Genomic DNA, 14,804 nt, shown 5'->3' on the forward strand with positions numbered 1-14,804 from the left:
ATCAGTTCACAAACGAAGCTTTTTCATATCTATTTCAATCGGTTGCAGCTAAAAATCCTGCATGAAAGTGAGAGATAACGGTATGGCGTTAAGGAAGCCACTCTGCGATGAACTGCTCGATGGGGATCGGGCGACTGAACAAGTATCCCTGCAACAGATCTACCCCTTGTGAGCGCAAGTAGTCGCGCTGTGCTTCAGTTTCTATCCCTTCTGCGACAAGTCGCATATTCAGTGATTTGCTGAGGGTAATCAGCATGTCGAGAATGGGCGCCGAGACGGAATCAGAGTTGATCATAGATACGAAACGCTGGTCAATTTTCAGAAAATCAAAGTTGAATTGCTGAATATACGCCAGGCTGGATTGACCTGTACCAAAATCATCCAGTGCCAATGGGATGCCCATCTTCTTTATTGTATGGAAGAATGCCTGATTGGCATCGGTATCTTCCAATAACACGCGTTCGGTCAGTTCCAATAGCAAAATGCTATTGCTGGATGGAAAACTGTCAATAAATGAAAGACAGTCAGCAATTAATGTGTCGTCCGAACATTGTTGTGCACTGATATTAAATCCAAAATGAAAGTTATCCGGCAGCTGGGAGGCGTATGGTTGCATCTTTTTCGCTACCTGCTGCATCAAGCTGGTGGTGATAGGTGCGATCAAGTGCGACTCTTCCGCGATAGAAATAAAGGCGTCAGGAGGGATCATCCCGAGTTCAGGATGTTGCCAGCGCACCAGCACTTCTGCACCAAGCATGCGTCCAGATTGGCTATCTATCAAGGGTTGCAAATAGGGCACCAGTTCATTGTTTTTCAGTGCCCGTGACAACTCAGACAAGAGCGATTTTGGCTTGCGCACCATAAACCAGGTATAAATGGTCGCGAGAAGGGATAGCATAATGACAAACCCAGCCAAAATAGGCTTTTTCATAAAAAGAGTTGCCGTACGGTCAACATTGACATAGCCAGAGTAGACAATATAGGGGTATTTTTCCGATTCAATAGTATAGCCACCCGTTTTTTCTAGCACCGGCGCACGCTTCATTAACATGCCATTTGAGTCAACCCAGATATCTCCTACCTTCATATATAGGTCATTATTGTATTTTGCCATGCCGAATAATATTTTTAAATATAACCCATCAATGACACTGAGTGCTGCACTTTTCGCGATATTGTTTCTGACGATCAATCCACCTCTGGTTGGCATGATTGGGGTGCCAGTGACAAGTTTTAATGTGTAATTGCCAGGGCTATAAATAAATGTATCACCAGAGAATGAGGTGCAATACAGGAAGTTGTCTTTAACTAAATTAAGGGTGCGGACATATGGTGTGGATGCAACATATTTTTTTAGCGTCTTGCTTATATCCGAACAGCTTTTGTCATTTAACGAAATGATTTTTTCGTTGGTTTGACTCGAGTAGTCAATGGCGTTGTCTAACAGTTCAATAGTGTGCTGTGCAGAGCGTTGTGACTGCATAGTCAGATCATGGATCTGTTGCATTGAGATGGCAGCTATACCAAAGATAAGACAAGTGACTCCGGTGAGCAGCGGAAATATGAGTTGCTTATAGTGCCATGACTCTTTGCGAGCAGAGAAAAGGGGGGCTGCATTTTTAGTATGCCCGTTGGTCGTTCGATCATCAGATAGCGTCATATAGGTGCATTATCTTCAATGTTTTAATAGGGATTGATTTCTATATTCAACACTAAGCTATAAACGAGAGGGTTTTTTGACTCAATGTGCGGGATTCTTGTTAAATGGCGAATGGCGCCATTTGGTAGCAAGCAAGATAGCCATAACTTACTGATTTAACTTTGTTTATTTTGACAAGACAAAATGGTTATAACTAAACATTGAATGGCCGTTTGTTTTTTCGCAAAAAATCAAAATACTCGTGCGTATTAACAAGTTTTGTTCTATCGGCTCCATATAATGGCGGCTGTGGTGGTTTAGCCTTGCTATGAAATCTTGATGGCACATCTTGTTGGTGCCGTATGGTAGTGATGATGATAAGCAAGAGTCGTTAGCCAAATCTTATGACATATATCTGCGCGATGATGTACCTGTTTTATACAGCAGAAGTAACACCATCATAAATGCATGAATGACATATGGTTTTGTTGATGCTGACGTAAAAAGTCAAAACACAGTCGCATTTTGTAAAGAACCACACAGTGAATTCAATAGAATAGCGACATGAAAAATGATGTCTTTGAATCACATTTTTCAGTGCATCGATTGAATGCAAAAAAATTATATACACCAAGAGGAATAAAAATGAAAAAGAGCATGATTGTTATGGCTTCCGGCCTGGTATTGATGTCTGCTGCAGCCAATGCTGCCCTGCCTACCACTCAGGCTGCTGAGACCCTGACTTGGAAAGGTCTGGTGCCGTTCTCTGTTGCCACTGATGACCTCATGATTACCGGTGATCTGGGCGGCCCGATCCGTGCAGGTTTCCTGAACGTTGAGAAAGATGGCACCTTCAGCTCTACCGCCATCAACGTAGAAGCGCATGACAACACTGGTGATGCGGCAAGTCCAGCGGCTGGTGATCCCATTGCGGGTGATGTTGTATGGGGTCTGGCTTCTTATGCCATCGATGCCTCCACTACCGATATGAGTGGCGCCAATGTCAAGTTTGTTGCCGATGGCAGCGCTCTGGATATCGGTACTCCGCTGACTGAAGATTACGCTCTGGCTGTCAACGTCTCCAATGATCTGGCTATTACCGATATTGCTCCGGGTGAGCGCATCCAGGTTAGTGCCGTTGTGACTGCTGAACTGCCAATTCTGCCGTAATTAGCAGATAACAGTCCAAGTTTGATGTATTTATCACGCCTTCATATGAAGGCGTGATGTTCATAATGAAGAGGATTTTTATGCGATGGTTAATCCAGGTTGTGAGTCTATTATCATCCTGTTCCGTGTGTGCAGTAGGGATTAATCATGACTTCAGGCCATTAACACATCTGAATAAGCTGGCATTTTATGACTACACGATCACCCGATTTGAGTTTGATGAAAACTTTATCGTGCTTGATTTTGATAAAGTGGAACAAAAATTCAAAGATAAATCTGTTAACTTGGTAATTGAAACCAATATTCCTGAAGCAGAAACAGATGTCGGTTATAAATTAAGTATTGATAGCAATGAATCTATCTGTAAGCGAGATGGTGTCGTCATGCAGCAAGATTTTATCGATGTACTGATTGATGATAAACCTTTTGTTAAAAATAAAATGACGTTTGATTCATTTCCATCGGTCACCGATGATGGGTATTTGAAGAGTAGTAATGTGATGACATTGACTAGCCAAATTATCAATCATCAAGGTTTATTGTGTCAGGGAAGTTTGACATTACTTGCGGAGTTGAGTTTATGAAGTTGTCTGCCATTGCTGTTGCTATTTCTTTGGCTATCGTGAGCAGCCATGGCTTGGCCGCAGCTTCCGATATCAAACCACCTGCTGGTTTTGAAGACCTGTATGAAAGACAGTCGATGATCACCAAGTTCTATATGAATGACAGCGATTTTATCGAGTTGGTGACCGAGGGTACTTTTGATGAAATTTTCTTGGATGCCGATGAACAGGAGAAACTGATAGATTTTTTGAAAATGCATTTTGTTGATGAAAACAACGCCAATGAATTTGCAAAAAATCTGGTTGGTGGTATGCAATCATCGGATAGATGTATTGGCAATGTGGAGTCGTGCCAGTTTGTCAGTCAGAAATTCGATGTTGTTTATAGTCAGGAAGATCGCTTTGTCAGGATGTTTTTCGCACCTGATTTGATGAATAGCCAGAATGGGCAAAAGCAATATATCTCCAACAAAGTTGGTCGTTCGGCGCTGATCTCAAGCAGTGATCTCTATGCAACCGTTGACAGCGAAGCAAATAGCAGTTTGTCATGGAATAACATCAGTACACTGCATATGTTGGGTGGTCAATTTAACAGCGATATCTCTACTGCAACCACTGGTGAAGACAAGTTTGATTATAATGAATTGAGCTATACCTATGCCATGCCTGCAACGAATATCCAGCTTGGCTATTTCAATGATACCAAACCCTATTCATTCAATAGTACCGACATTCTTGCTGATGACAGTAACTATAGTGAGATTGCATTTCGTATTGGTTCATCGAGTGACCTGGAAAAGGTAAACAAAGAGAACAGCAAGCGCTTGTATTTTTCATCTCCTGCTGCTGGGCGAGTTCAAATCATCAAGGATGATAAAATTGTTTTGAGTGAAAATGCACAATCCGGGCAAAATTTCATTCCTTACTATAAATTACCAAAAGGTAATTACGATGCCATTATCCGGGTTTACAACGGTGAGCAGATAGCATTCGAAGAGCACCGGAAAATTTTCAACTCGGATAAGCACAACCTGGCAGTTGGCGATATGGACTACCAGTTTTCACTGGGCAAGTTTATGGAGCTGAATCATGAATCATTTTCAGATGAAGCCATTAACAGCCTTAGTAGGGAATTTGATGAGCAGATGTTTGCTCGCTCTGAACTCTCATACAAGGCCATTGATGAGTTGACCTTGGCGGCAGGGGTGTTGAATACCAAAGATTCCTGGTATGCCAAAACAGCTGTCAATTTTGATTTCAGCGACCAGATATCCACTCGGTTGCTCTATGGAAAATTTAGTAATCAGAGTGATTATCGTCAATTTGGTGTGACGCTGTTTAATGCCTCTGTCGACTGGTCAAGATACAATGACCGTGGTGACAACACCAAGGATGAACTGGATGACTATCTTTTTGGCTTTGGTTCCTATACTGATCTGTCAGTAAGTTATTATCAGCAAATTGGAGTAGGTAATGCCTATGTCAGCTACTCGAAAGGGCGTGATGTTTCCACTGAGGATTATATTTTCTCCAGTGATGAAGGCCTGCTGAAAAGTTATGAGAATTACAGTGCCGGTTACACGTTTCCATGGCTATATGACAGCATCATTGATGTTAACCTTGGCTATAACAAAAATGAAGATGTTGACAGTGACTACACGGTTGGCATCAATATTTCGGTGCCATTGAGCATTAATGATTCTGTCACTGTGAGCTCATACACTGATAATCCTGGCAAAACATCATTGAGAACGGCTTATGGGCGTGATGATCTGCTCTCGAGCAAAAATGGCTCTCTCTCTGGTGAAGTCGGTGTCGGATATGATGGCTATCAGGATCAAACCATGTCTGCTGATCTCACCATGAGTGGCACTTATAGCAACGATGCATTCAGCAGTAGTGCTTATGCTCATGTGGATAGTCGGGGTGATATGGGGCTGAATGGCAGCCTGCATACGACACAAGTGGTGACATCGGATGATATCTATTCCACACCGACCCGTGCAGACTCCTATTTGGTGGTGAGCAATAAATCTGAAGATTCGTCATTGGCCGAACAGCGGAGCGATATCTTTAACTCAACGGTCAAGGTCAAGCGAAATGGTGATCCAGAGCGAGACCTTACCATTGATGATGATGTCAAACTTTATCCATTGAAGCGTTACAAGGAGTATCAGGTGACGTTGGATGTCGATAGCTCTGATTACTATAACAATGGTAGTAATGGCGCCATCGCCAGCAGTTATCCCGGTACTGTGGTTGACTTGAATGTCGATCTGCATGAAGTACGCTCATATATCTCGATCTTTAATGATTTGGATGGCCGGGCTATTGATGCCGTTACCTGCCGTGGTATTGGCTGTGTCAGTGTCGAAGAGTTGTCAGATGGGGTATTTAAGTTCAAGGTTCGTATGGGAATGCCTTATGAGTTGCAAGCGTACAATCAACGTTGTTTGATCCCGAATTTGAACAGTATCGAGAATCGTAACCTGGGTGAAAACTTCTGTATGCCGCAGTTTGATATTGATGATGATGGTTATCAAATTGCTAAAGGGGCACATGGCACAGATAAAAATCTTTACTATGTGGGGGAATTTGATGACACCGCCATGATGAAGAAGCTCATTGACAGCACCAAGGATGAACCATTCGAGTTCATCAATAAAACGGTGGGCAAGCGAGAGTTTCTCTTTATCAAACTGGATGGTTTCTTGACTGCTGAGCAGGGCTCAAAGCTCGATGCGATGAAGGCGTATGCCGTCGAGTCCAGAACCACAGAAACATATGTTAGTAACTAAGAGGTTTTCATGAAAATTAAACTGATATCTACCCTGTTTACGCTGCTGGCTTGCAGCCAGGCACATGCATTCGCCATCAGTGACATGATGCTGGTGGGTAACAAGGATGGTAATGGTGTGTTCACCCTGTCCAATAATGATAACCGTGAGCCTATTTTTGTGCTGGCCAACGTCAGTCAGGTAAAAATCAGCAATAACAAATTGCAAAAGGTGCCGCTGACCAAGGCTAACTTCCCGCTGTGGGATCTGGCCGTTAGCCCGGGTAGAACGGTACTGAAGTCCAATGAGTCAAAAAACTTTGCTATCAAAAATTTGTGCGAAAAAAATTGTGATGTAGCAGTTGATAAAGTGTATCAGGTCAATTTTATTCCTCAGCCTTATACTCGTAAGGATGCAGACAAAGAGCAGGAGAACAAAGTAAACTTCTTGTTCGGCTTTTCACCTTACTACATCATTCCGGCGACCGTATCCAATGTGAAATATGACATTGATTATCGCGGTGGAAAGATTCATGTGAAAAATGAGGGTAATACCTTTCTGAAGTTGCATATCGATCGTTGCAATTTCGTTTCCAACAAGAAAGATTGCCGCATCACCAATTATGCTCTTGCGGGTGTTGATCGGGAATTTGCGTTGCCGGCAACGTTGGCAACCGAGTCAATCAAACTGTTGGTGGTCAATCATGACGAGAGCTATCGCAAGGAGATAACACTGCATGATGGCACTAAAAAGTAAGCGGATTCTGCTGCTGGCAACCCTGTTTGTTGCCAGCTATGCCCAAGCTTTTACCCTGAATGGTAATTTGAAAGGGGATACGCTGCGCTGGCGAAATGGCATTACTCAGGGTGATTATTTGACCACCAGCTATTGGCAGCCGATCAGTAATCTGACGCCCACCAGTGGCTGGATCCCGGGTTTATTTCGTGGGGCAACCCCTGACAAAATCACCCTGACCAGCAGGGCAGGGGAGTCCGTCACCGTGGCACTGTCGGTTGAGGGGATGGAATATAATCTTGGCTCCTCAAGCACCCTGTTTGACGCCAAGCCCAAACCCTCCTGGATCGGTTATGGCAGCTGTTTGACCCAGCAGATGGGCAGTGTGGTCCGGTTGTTGAAGTCGGGTAGTGGTTTCTGTGTCTCAGACACTGCTTTTTACAGCAGTGGTGCCAGTTCTACGCCATTCAGCTTTTTACGGCCGATCATCAAGTTGCCTGATCTGGTGGCAGCCTTTACCGCTGCCGATGTGGCTGAGGGGACTTACCGTGGCGGGGTGATGGTTAACGGTGTCTATGGCTATTTAAGTCCGTCCGGTAGTGTGACTTATCGCAATGGCATGGTGCCGCTGGATGTCGAGATCCAATATAACCCGGCCAAATTGACTTCAATCACCGTCAATGGCACTGGCTATATCAAGCCGGTATATGACAAAAGCGCACTCACTGTCTCTGGTACGACTCGCTATACGGTGACCGCCAATGGTTATTTCAGCAATGGCCTGCATATGGTGTTTGATAACCACTCTACCGATGACGACTATTATCTGGAACAACTTGATGGCAGTGCCCGTATCCCGTATTCGATCGAGTGCCCTGATTGTACGATTACCAGCATCGTTGATACGGGGAGTCTGAAGGCAAAAGAAAACAATGTGCCCGGAAAATCGGTCAATGCGATAGTGTTTGATCTCAACGTCGGATATAACAATATTTCTGCTGATGATATTGAAACGGGAAGTTATACCGATGTATTTACTGTGATGTTCGAGCCAAATCTATGAATAAGTTTATATTGCGAGCGCTTAGCGGCATATGTGGTCTGATATCATTGGTGGCTCATGCTGACACATGGTCATTATCGCCAACCATATATACAAATCAGGAAACAGCGATTGGTTTGACAGTGCAATATCAAGCGGAGGAGAGTCTGTTATGGTGGGGGGCTGGCATCCGCACCCTCTCGGAAGAACATGATGACGCCAACCCTGTCCTTGATCTTTCACTGTCTCGCGCATTCAACATTACCGATAGCATTGCTTTTGTCATGAGTGGTGGCGTCAGTGATTTTAACCCCTTTGTAGAGTACGCCTCATCACTGGCGCTAACGCCAACCAGTGCCATCATGCTGGGTGGGCGAACGACTTTCTTCGATAGTCATAATAAAAATGAGTTGCTGGTGAGTTTTAAAAAAACACTGTAGCGATTATTCGATAAATGGCTGAAATCAGATTGCCTGGCAATGGCCGTTAATTTCCTATAGTGTGATAGACGGAAGTTGATTCTGGGTGATTTCAGCTGTTTATTGAAATAAGCAGATCAGCAATAGCTAAAGCCGAATTTATCGCACAGTAGTAAACTGCTTACCCCGCTCTCGCTCGATCCCATCGAGCGTGTCAATTGCGCCTCGTTTCGCCAAATGTCAATTCTTGTTCGTGATGAGGCGCGCATGCTTTTCAGTATTGCTGCATCATCACATCACTCAATTAACATCTTTTTATTGTACGTCATGCAAGAGAATACAAAGGCGTATTCCCTTGCATATGCACGTTTCTTCAATGCGGTGTTGTGTCAATTCACAATGGTTATGGATGTAGGATCAAACACTTTATGAAATATCGTGTCTTCTTATTATTGACATTGTCACTCTTGCTATCTGCCTGTGGTGGCGGTGGTGATGGTGACAGCTCAGATGGCGGCAGTGCCCCGGCCACTGCCGAGGTATTGGCTCCCCAGGCACGGGATAGCTATGACCAGTTGCTAACCGCTAATCAGCCTAATGCCAGCAATGATGTCTCTTTGCGCGATCGCGTTAGCGATCCGCAAGGGTTGGCGCTGCGACTGCTGTCGGTTCAGCCCTTGACCAGCCAGTGTCAACCACCGGTGGTCAACAGCGAGGCGCTCTCGTTTCGGGTGGATAACGGCAGCGCAGATGCCTGTACCTACGCCTATACCATTGAGAACGTGCCAACCAATGGGGCCACCCCCAAGCGGACCCAGGCCACCAGTTATGTGGTGGTCTCTGCCGCCTCTTCTCCGGCCATGTTGCCCATTCTCTCCCACACCGCAGTGGTCAACGAGACGATCGCCATCGATCTGGCTAGCGAGCTGGGGGGTTACTTCCCGGCGGGCTTTACCCTGCAACCCGAAGTGATTGTACTCGGCAGCGGCACGGCACTGGCCGATCCCGCCAGCAACACCATCAGCTACACGGCAGCGGCAGTACCCGGCATCACTCGCCTGATCTACAGCTACCTCAGTGCAGATGGCACCGAGGTGCGTGCCGGTGCCATTGATGTCTCTGTTTCCAAGTTGGCCGATGGCATGCCGCTGGCCGAAAACTTCCCCGGGCCGGAAGATGTATTGCCGGGCGCTGTGGTGACCGTTGATGTCAAAGACCATATCAGCGATCCGAACGGGGATCCGCTGCAGCTGACTGATGCCTACGCCTTCGATGCGACCGTGTCGGCGACGGATGCCACCTCACTGACCAACACCCGTTTTGACTTTGTCGCTGACAAGCCGGGCAGCTATGACGTTTCCTACTATGTGACCGATCACAACGGGGGCTATGCCATCGGGGTGGTGCGCATTACCGTCAAGGCAAAGAGCCTGTGGAGCGACATCGTTTTGAGCGATGGCACCCGCTATACCGCCCCCTGGGAGAAGAACCTGGCCGATGGTCTCGGCATCCCCTATCAGGATTTCTATGAAGAGACCAACGCCACCGGCACCTATCAGGTTGCGCTGTTTAACTATGAAGCTGCACTGACCCTGTGTGCCGCCCGGGGCATGGTGTTGCCCAGCATTGCCGAGATGAACCAGTTTCACGGTGAAAAACCGGATCCCTCTGGCAGTGACAACTGGCCGGTGGAGCAACCCTACTGGACAGGGGAGGCGCTGGACAGCTCAAACAATGGTCAGGTTTGCGATCTGGTGTCGGGCAGTTCCGCCCTCAATCCGATGATGACGCCTGCGGGGGTGACCTGTGTTTACTCTGGCCTGCTGGCGGGGTTGGAGACCACAGTGGATAACCAGTATCTAAGCGGCGGCCCGACCAGCAGCACTCACGATGAAGTGGAGGCGCTGGTGACGAGCGGAAATGGCAGTCCGCTGGCCTTGAAGAATGTCTACTTCTACTCAAGCGATGCCAACCTGAGTTTTAGCCAGAAGCAGGTGATGACGGATGCCGATGGCAAGGCAAAGATCAGCGTTGATTCACCGGTTGCGGGCACTTTTACGGTCTACGCCAACTACCTGAGCCAAACCCTCAACACGGCGGTGACCTTTATTGAAAACCTGGTCAGCAACCTGACCATCACCGGGGCCAATGAAGTGCGGATGGGGGATAGCATCAACCTGACCGCGTCCGCCACTTATGACTCGAGCGATGTGGTCGATGTGAGTGCGGAAGCGAGCTGGACCTCGTCAGAGCCGGCAATGGCCACTGTTGCCTCCGGCGTGGTGACCGGTGTTGCTCCCGGCAGTGTTGATATCACTGCCAGCTTCTCTGGCGCAGATGCCGCCGCCCATCCGGTGACGGTGTTTTCCGGGCTGAAGAGTCTGGAGGTCACACCTGACAGTGCCTTGCTGGAGGTCGGCGACACCCAGGATCTGACGGCGACCGCTCACTATGATGACGGCGCGAGTGAGGACGTCACCACGACGGCCAGCTGGACATCGAGCAACGGGACGGTGGCAAGTGTGGTGGCTGGCAAGGTCACGGCCAATGCCAGTGGCTCGGCGACGATCCAGGCAAGCTATACCGATAGCCACGGGATCAGCCAGGTGGATAGCGCGGCGATCACTGTGGGCAAGGTAGTGGATCATACCGCGATAACCCCTTCATCGAAGACATTCAAGGTGACTGATTCGGCCATACATTTTTATAACAAGGTCTATTACACGGATGGTACCAATAAGGATGTGACCACGAGCTCGGACTGGACATCATCCAACACGACGGTGGCGACGGTAGCAAATTCGGGTATGAGTAGTATTGGTCTCGTGAGTCCAAAAGCGGCGGGCACCACTACCATCACGGCCAAATATACCGAGAATGGCACCACCTATACGTCGACCTCCGCAGTGACCGTGACAGGTGCCAGCTTGACCAGTGTAACGGTAACCCCAACCAGTACTTCTGTCGGTGTCAATGGCACTGCTCAGATTGCGGTGACCGCCCATTACAGTGACAGTAGCAGCAAGGTTGTCACCTCAAGCTCGACTTACAGTAGCTCCAACACCGGGGTTGCCACGGTCAGCTCCACGGGTCTGATTACGGGTAAAGCTGGCGGCAGTGCCACCATTACCTCTAGCTACAAAGATGGCTCTGTGACCAAAACCGCGACAACGGCGGTTACCGTTACGACGGCCCCGACCTATGTTGGTGGCTCTTTCCGGGCTAGTCCAAGCGTTGTGACTGATTTGAAAGTGGGTGAAACACGAACATTCAAATTCTATTTTACAAGTAGAAGGTCAGACGGTACGACTTATGAGTCAGAAGTTACCACCCATAATCCAAGTGGGGTTAACTGTACTCAGCCATCGCCGGTGCAATCGCCCTTAACTTGGCAACTGATTAGTTCGCCATCAGTCCCTCTTTATAGTGCCAAGGGGTTGCTCACTGGGCCAACATATAGAATGGAGTGTCGTTATTTCATTGCGGGGGTACAGCAAGACAGTACTACTGTTAATATCACTGTGATACCGTAGTAATAATGTCTAACTGAAAGGCGACGTGCATCTGCACGTCGCTTTTTTATATATGACCCTAATTGCAAACAGTCAAATTTATAGGTGAACAAATCTATTGGTCGAGATTGTCAGTAACGGTTTCATGAGTGTTCAATGGCTGTGATTGCCGATACAACAGTGATATCTGGTGCATTCCATCGAGTCTCTCTTTGGTATTTTATTAATCTCATTTCGTGAAATGTCAGTTTTTATTCGCAATATGGCGCGCACATTCTTCCGCGTTGTAGCATTTTCGCATCACTCATTTAACATCCATTAATTGTATCCATACAGGGAACAGGATTTCTTATATCACTGATATTTGAAATCTTCTTCAATTCGGTGTGGTGTCAACCATTGCCACCCAGTATGGATTCAGGATCAAACACTTTATGAAATATCGAGTCTTATTATTGACATTGTCACTCTTGCTATCCGCTTGCGGCGGCGGTGATGGTGACAGCTCAGATGGCGGCAGTGCCCCGGCCGCTGCCGAGGTATTGGCGCCTCAGGCACGGGATAGTTACGACCAGTTGCTAACCGCCAATCAGCCCAATGCCAGCAATGATGTCTCTTTGCGCGATCGCGTCAGCGATCCGCAGGGGTTGGCGCTGCGACTGCTGTCGGTGCAACCCTTGACCAGCCAGTGTCAACCTCCGCTGGTCAACAGCGAGGCGCTCTCGTTTCGGGTGGATAACGGCAGCGCGGATGCCTGTACTTATGCCTATACCATCGAGAACGTGCCAACCAATGGGGCCACCCCCAAGCGGACCCAGGCCACCAGTTATGTGGTGGTCTCTGCTGCTGCTTCTCCGGCCATGTTGCCCATTCTCTCCCACACCGCAGTGGTCAACGAGACGATCGCCATTGATCTGGCCAGCGAGCTGGGGGGTTACTTCCCGGCGGGCTTTACCCTGCAACCCGATGTGATTGTGCTCGGTAGCGGCACGGCACTGGCCGATCCTGCCAGCAACACCATCAGCTACATGGCAGCAGCAGTGCCCGGCATCACTCGCCTGATCTACAGCTACCTCAGTGCAGATGGCACCGAGGTGCGTGCCGGTGCCATTGATGTCTCTGTTTCCAAGTCGGCCGATGGCATGCCGCTGGCCGAGAGCTTCCCCGGGCCGGAAGATGTGCTGCCGGGGGCCGTGGTGACGGTGGATGTCAAAGACCATATCAGTGACCCTGATGGCGACCCGCTGCAGCTCACCTATGCCTACGCCTTCGATGCGACCGTGTCTGCCACGGATGCCACATCATCGAACACCCGCTTTGACTTTGTTGCTGACAAGCCGGGCAACTATGACGTCTCTTACTATGTGACCGATCACAACGGGGGTTATGCCATCGGGGTGGTGCGTATTACCGTCAAGGCAAAGAGCCTGTGGAGCGACATCGTTCTAAGCGATGGCACCCGCTACACCGCCCCCTGGGAGAAGAACCTGGCCGATGGTCTCGGCATTCCCTATCAGGATTTCTATGAAGAGACCAACGCCACCGGCACCTATCAGGTGGCGCTGTTCAATTATGAAGCGGCGCTGACCTTGTGCTCCGTCAGAGGCATGGTGCTGCCCAGCATTGCCGAGATGAACAAGCTGCACGGTGAGAAGCCCGATCCCTCTGGCAGTGACAACTGGCCAGTCGCGCGCCCCTACTGGACAGGGGCTGCGCTGGACAGCTCAAACAATGGTCAGGTCTACGATCTGGTGTCAGGCAGCAGTGCTCTCAATCCGATAATGGTACCTGCGGGGGTGACCTGTGTTTACTCTGGCCTGCTGGCGGGGCTAGAGACCACAGTGGATAACCAGTATGTGAGCGGCGGCCCGACCAGCAGCACCCTCGATGAGGTGGAGGCGCTGGTGACGAGTGGTGACGGCAGCCCGCTGTCCTTGAGGAATGTCTATTTCTACTCAAGCGATGCCAATCTGAGTTTTAGCCAGAAGCAGGTGATGACGGATGCCGATGGCAAGGCCAAAGTCACCGTTGATTCACCGGTTGCGGGCACCTTTACGGTTTACGCCAACTACTTGAGCCAAACCCTGAGTACGGCGGTGACCTTTATTGAAAACCTGGTCAGTAACCTGACCATCACCGGGGCCAATGAAGTGCGGATGGGGCAGCGCATCAACCTGACCGCGTCCGCCACCTATGACTCGAGCGATGTGGTCGATGTGAGCGCGGAAGCGAACTGGGCCTCGTCAGAGCCGGCAATGGCCACTGTTGCCTCCGGCGTGGTGACCGGTGTTGCTCCCGGCAGTGTCGATATCAGCGCCAGCTTCTCTGGCGCAGATGCCGCCGCCCATCCGGTGACGGTGTTTTCCGGGCTGAAGAGTCTGGTGGTGACACCTGGCAGCGCAGCAATGGAGATCGGCGATACCCGGGATTTGACGGCGACCGCTCACTATGATGACGGCGTGAGTGAGGATGTCACCACGACGGCCAGCTGGTCATCGACCGATGCTGCGGTGGCGAGTGTGGTGGCTGGCAAGGTCACGGCCAATGCCAGTGGCTCGGCGACGATCCAGGCAAGCTATACCGACAGCCACGGGATCAGCCAGGTGGATAGTGCGGCGATCAGTGTGGGCAAGGTGGTGGATCATACCGCGATCTCGCCTTCCTCAAAGACGTTCGATGCTGCTGATGCAGGTATGTATTTCAAAAACACCGTCTATTACAAGGATGGTACCAATAAGGATGTATCTTCACCCTCAACCTGGACATCATCCAACTCGAGCGTTGCATCGGTCACAACAAGCGGCTATGTGAATCCTGGTGCAGTGGGCACCACCACCATCACGGCCAAATACAGTGAGAATGGGACCACCTATACCGCGACGTCTGCGGTAACGGTTAAAAAGGCATTGACCAGTCTCTCCGTGTCGCCCACAACTGCCAGCCTGAG

9 protein-coding genes are annotated in these 14,804 nt (G+C 48.9%); 8 read left to right on the forward strand and 1 reads right to left on the reverse strand.

The features are described from left to right. Nucleotides 1-88: 88 nt before the first annotated feature. The gene (locus tag BN1135_RS15115) at nucleotides 89-1,660 is read right to left on the reverse strand and encodes an EAL domain-containing protein (protein ID WP_052443848.1); all 1,572 of its coding nucleotides are present in this window, start codon (nucleotides 1,658-1,660) and stop codon (nucleotides 89-91) included. 543 nt (nucleotides 1,661-2,203) lie between these two features. Here BN1135_RS15115 and BN1135_RS15120 point away from each other — a divergent pair. From BN1135_RS15120 to BN1135_RS15155, 8 genes are all read left to right on the forward strand, one after another. Beyond that, entirely contained in the window at nucleotides 2,204-2,809 is a 606-nt protein-coding gene (locus BN1135_RS15120) for a hypothetical protein (RefSeq protein WP_139245000.1), read from the forward strand. Nucleotides 2,810-2,889: 80 nt separating this feature from the next. Then, nucleotides 2,890-3,393, forward strand: a complete 504-nt coding sequence (locus BN1135_RS21215; RefSeq protein WP_139244999.1) for a hypothetical protein — start codon at nucleotides 2,890-2,892, stop codon at nucleotides 3,391-3,393. Then, complete coding sequence (locus BN1135_RS15130) at nucleotides 3,390-6,170, forward strand: CS1-pili formation C-terminal domain-containing protein (protein ID WP_042022495.1); 2,781 nt, start codon at nucleotides 3,390-3,392, stop codon at nucleotides 6,168-6,170. The genes BN1135_RS21215 and BN1135_RS15130 overlap by 4 nt, the downstream gene beginning before the upstream one ends. A gap of 9 nt (nucleotides 6,171-6,179) precedes the next feature. Next, the gene (locus tag BN1135_RS15135; RefSeq protein ID WP_042022496.1) at nucleotides 6,180-6,905 is read left to right on the forward strand and encodes a hypothetical protein; all 726 of its coding nucleotides are present in this window, start codon (nucleotides 6,180-6,182) and stop codon (nucleotides 6,903-6,905) included. Further along, nucleotides 6,886-7,947 carry a hypothetical protein gene (locus BN1135_RS15140; protein WP_052443850.1) on the forward strand — a complete coding sequence of 354 codons (1,062 nt, stop codon included), beginning with the start codon at nucleotides 6,886-6,888 and terminating at the stop codon, nucleotides 7,945-7,947. The genes BN1135_RS15135 and BN1135_RS15140 overlap by 20 nt, the downstream gene beginning before the upstream one ends. Next, entirely contained in the window at nucleotides 7,944-8,366 is a 423-nt protein-coding gene (locus BN1135_RS15145) for a hypothetical protein (protein ID WP_139244998.1), read from the forward strand. The genes BN1135_RS15140 and BN1135_RS15145 overlap by 4 nt, the downstream gene beginning before the upstream one ends. 407 nt (nucleotides 8,367-8,773) lie before the next feature. Continuing rightward, nucleotides 8,774-11,878 carry an Ig-like domain-containing protein gene (locus tag BN1135_RS21220; RefSeq protein ID WP_082186811.1) on the forward strand — a complete coding sequence of 1,035 codons (3,105 nt, stop codon included), beginning with the start codon at nucleotides 8,774-8,776 and terminating at the stop codon, nucleotides 11,876-11,878. Nucleotides 11,879-12,312: 434 nt separating this feature from the next. Beyond that, on the forward strand, nucleotides 12,313-14,804 hold a 2,492-nt coding region (locus tag BN1135_RS15155; RefSeq protein WP_189987091.1), incomplete at its 3' end, for an Ig-like domain-containing protein.

It is taken from the genome of Aeromonas sobria, assembly GCF_000820145.1.
Taxonomy (GTDB): domain Bacteria; phylum Pseudomonadota; class Gammaproteobacteria; order Enterobacterales; family Aeromonadaceae; genus Aeromonas; species Aeromonas sobria.

Excerpts from the sequence above, each read along its gene's own strand:
- BN1135_RS15145 (WP_139244998.1), top strand. The coding sequence starts at position 7,944 with ATGAATAAGTTTATATTGCGAGCGCTTAGCGGCATATGTGGTCTGATA.
- BN1135_RS21220 (WP_082186811.1), top strand. The coding sequence starts at position 8,774 with ATGAAATATCGTGTCTTCTTATTATTGACATTGTCACTCTTGCTATCT.
- BN1135_RS15115 (WP_052443848.1), bottom strand. The coding sequence starts at position 1,660 with ATGACGCTATCTGATGATCGAACGACCAACGGGCATACTAAAAATGCA.
- BN1135_RS15120 (WP_139245000.1), top strand. The coding sequence starts at position 2,204 with ATGAAAAATGATGTCTTTGAATCACATTTTTCAGTGCATCGATTGAAT.
- BN1135_RS15140 (WP_052443850.1), top strand. The coding sequence starts at position 6,886 with ATGATGGCACTAAAAAGTAAGCGGATTCTGCTGCTGGCAACCCTGTTT.
- BN1135_RS21215 (WP_139244999.1), top strand. The coding sequence starts at position 2,890 with ATGCGATGGTTAATCCAGGTTGTGAGTCTATTATCATCCTGTTCCGTG.
- BN1135_RS15130 (WP_042022495.1), top strand. The coding sequence starts at position 3,390 with ATGAAGTTGTCTGCCATTGCTGTTGCTATTTCTTTGGCTATCGTGAGC.
- BN1135_RS15135 (WP_042022496.1), top strand. The coding sequence starts at position 6,180 with ATGAAAATTAAACTGATATCTACCCTGTTTACGCTGCTGGCTTGCAGC.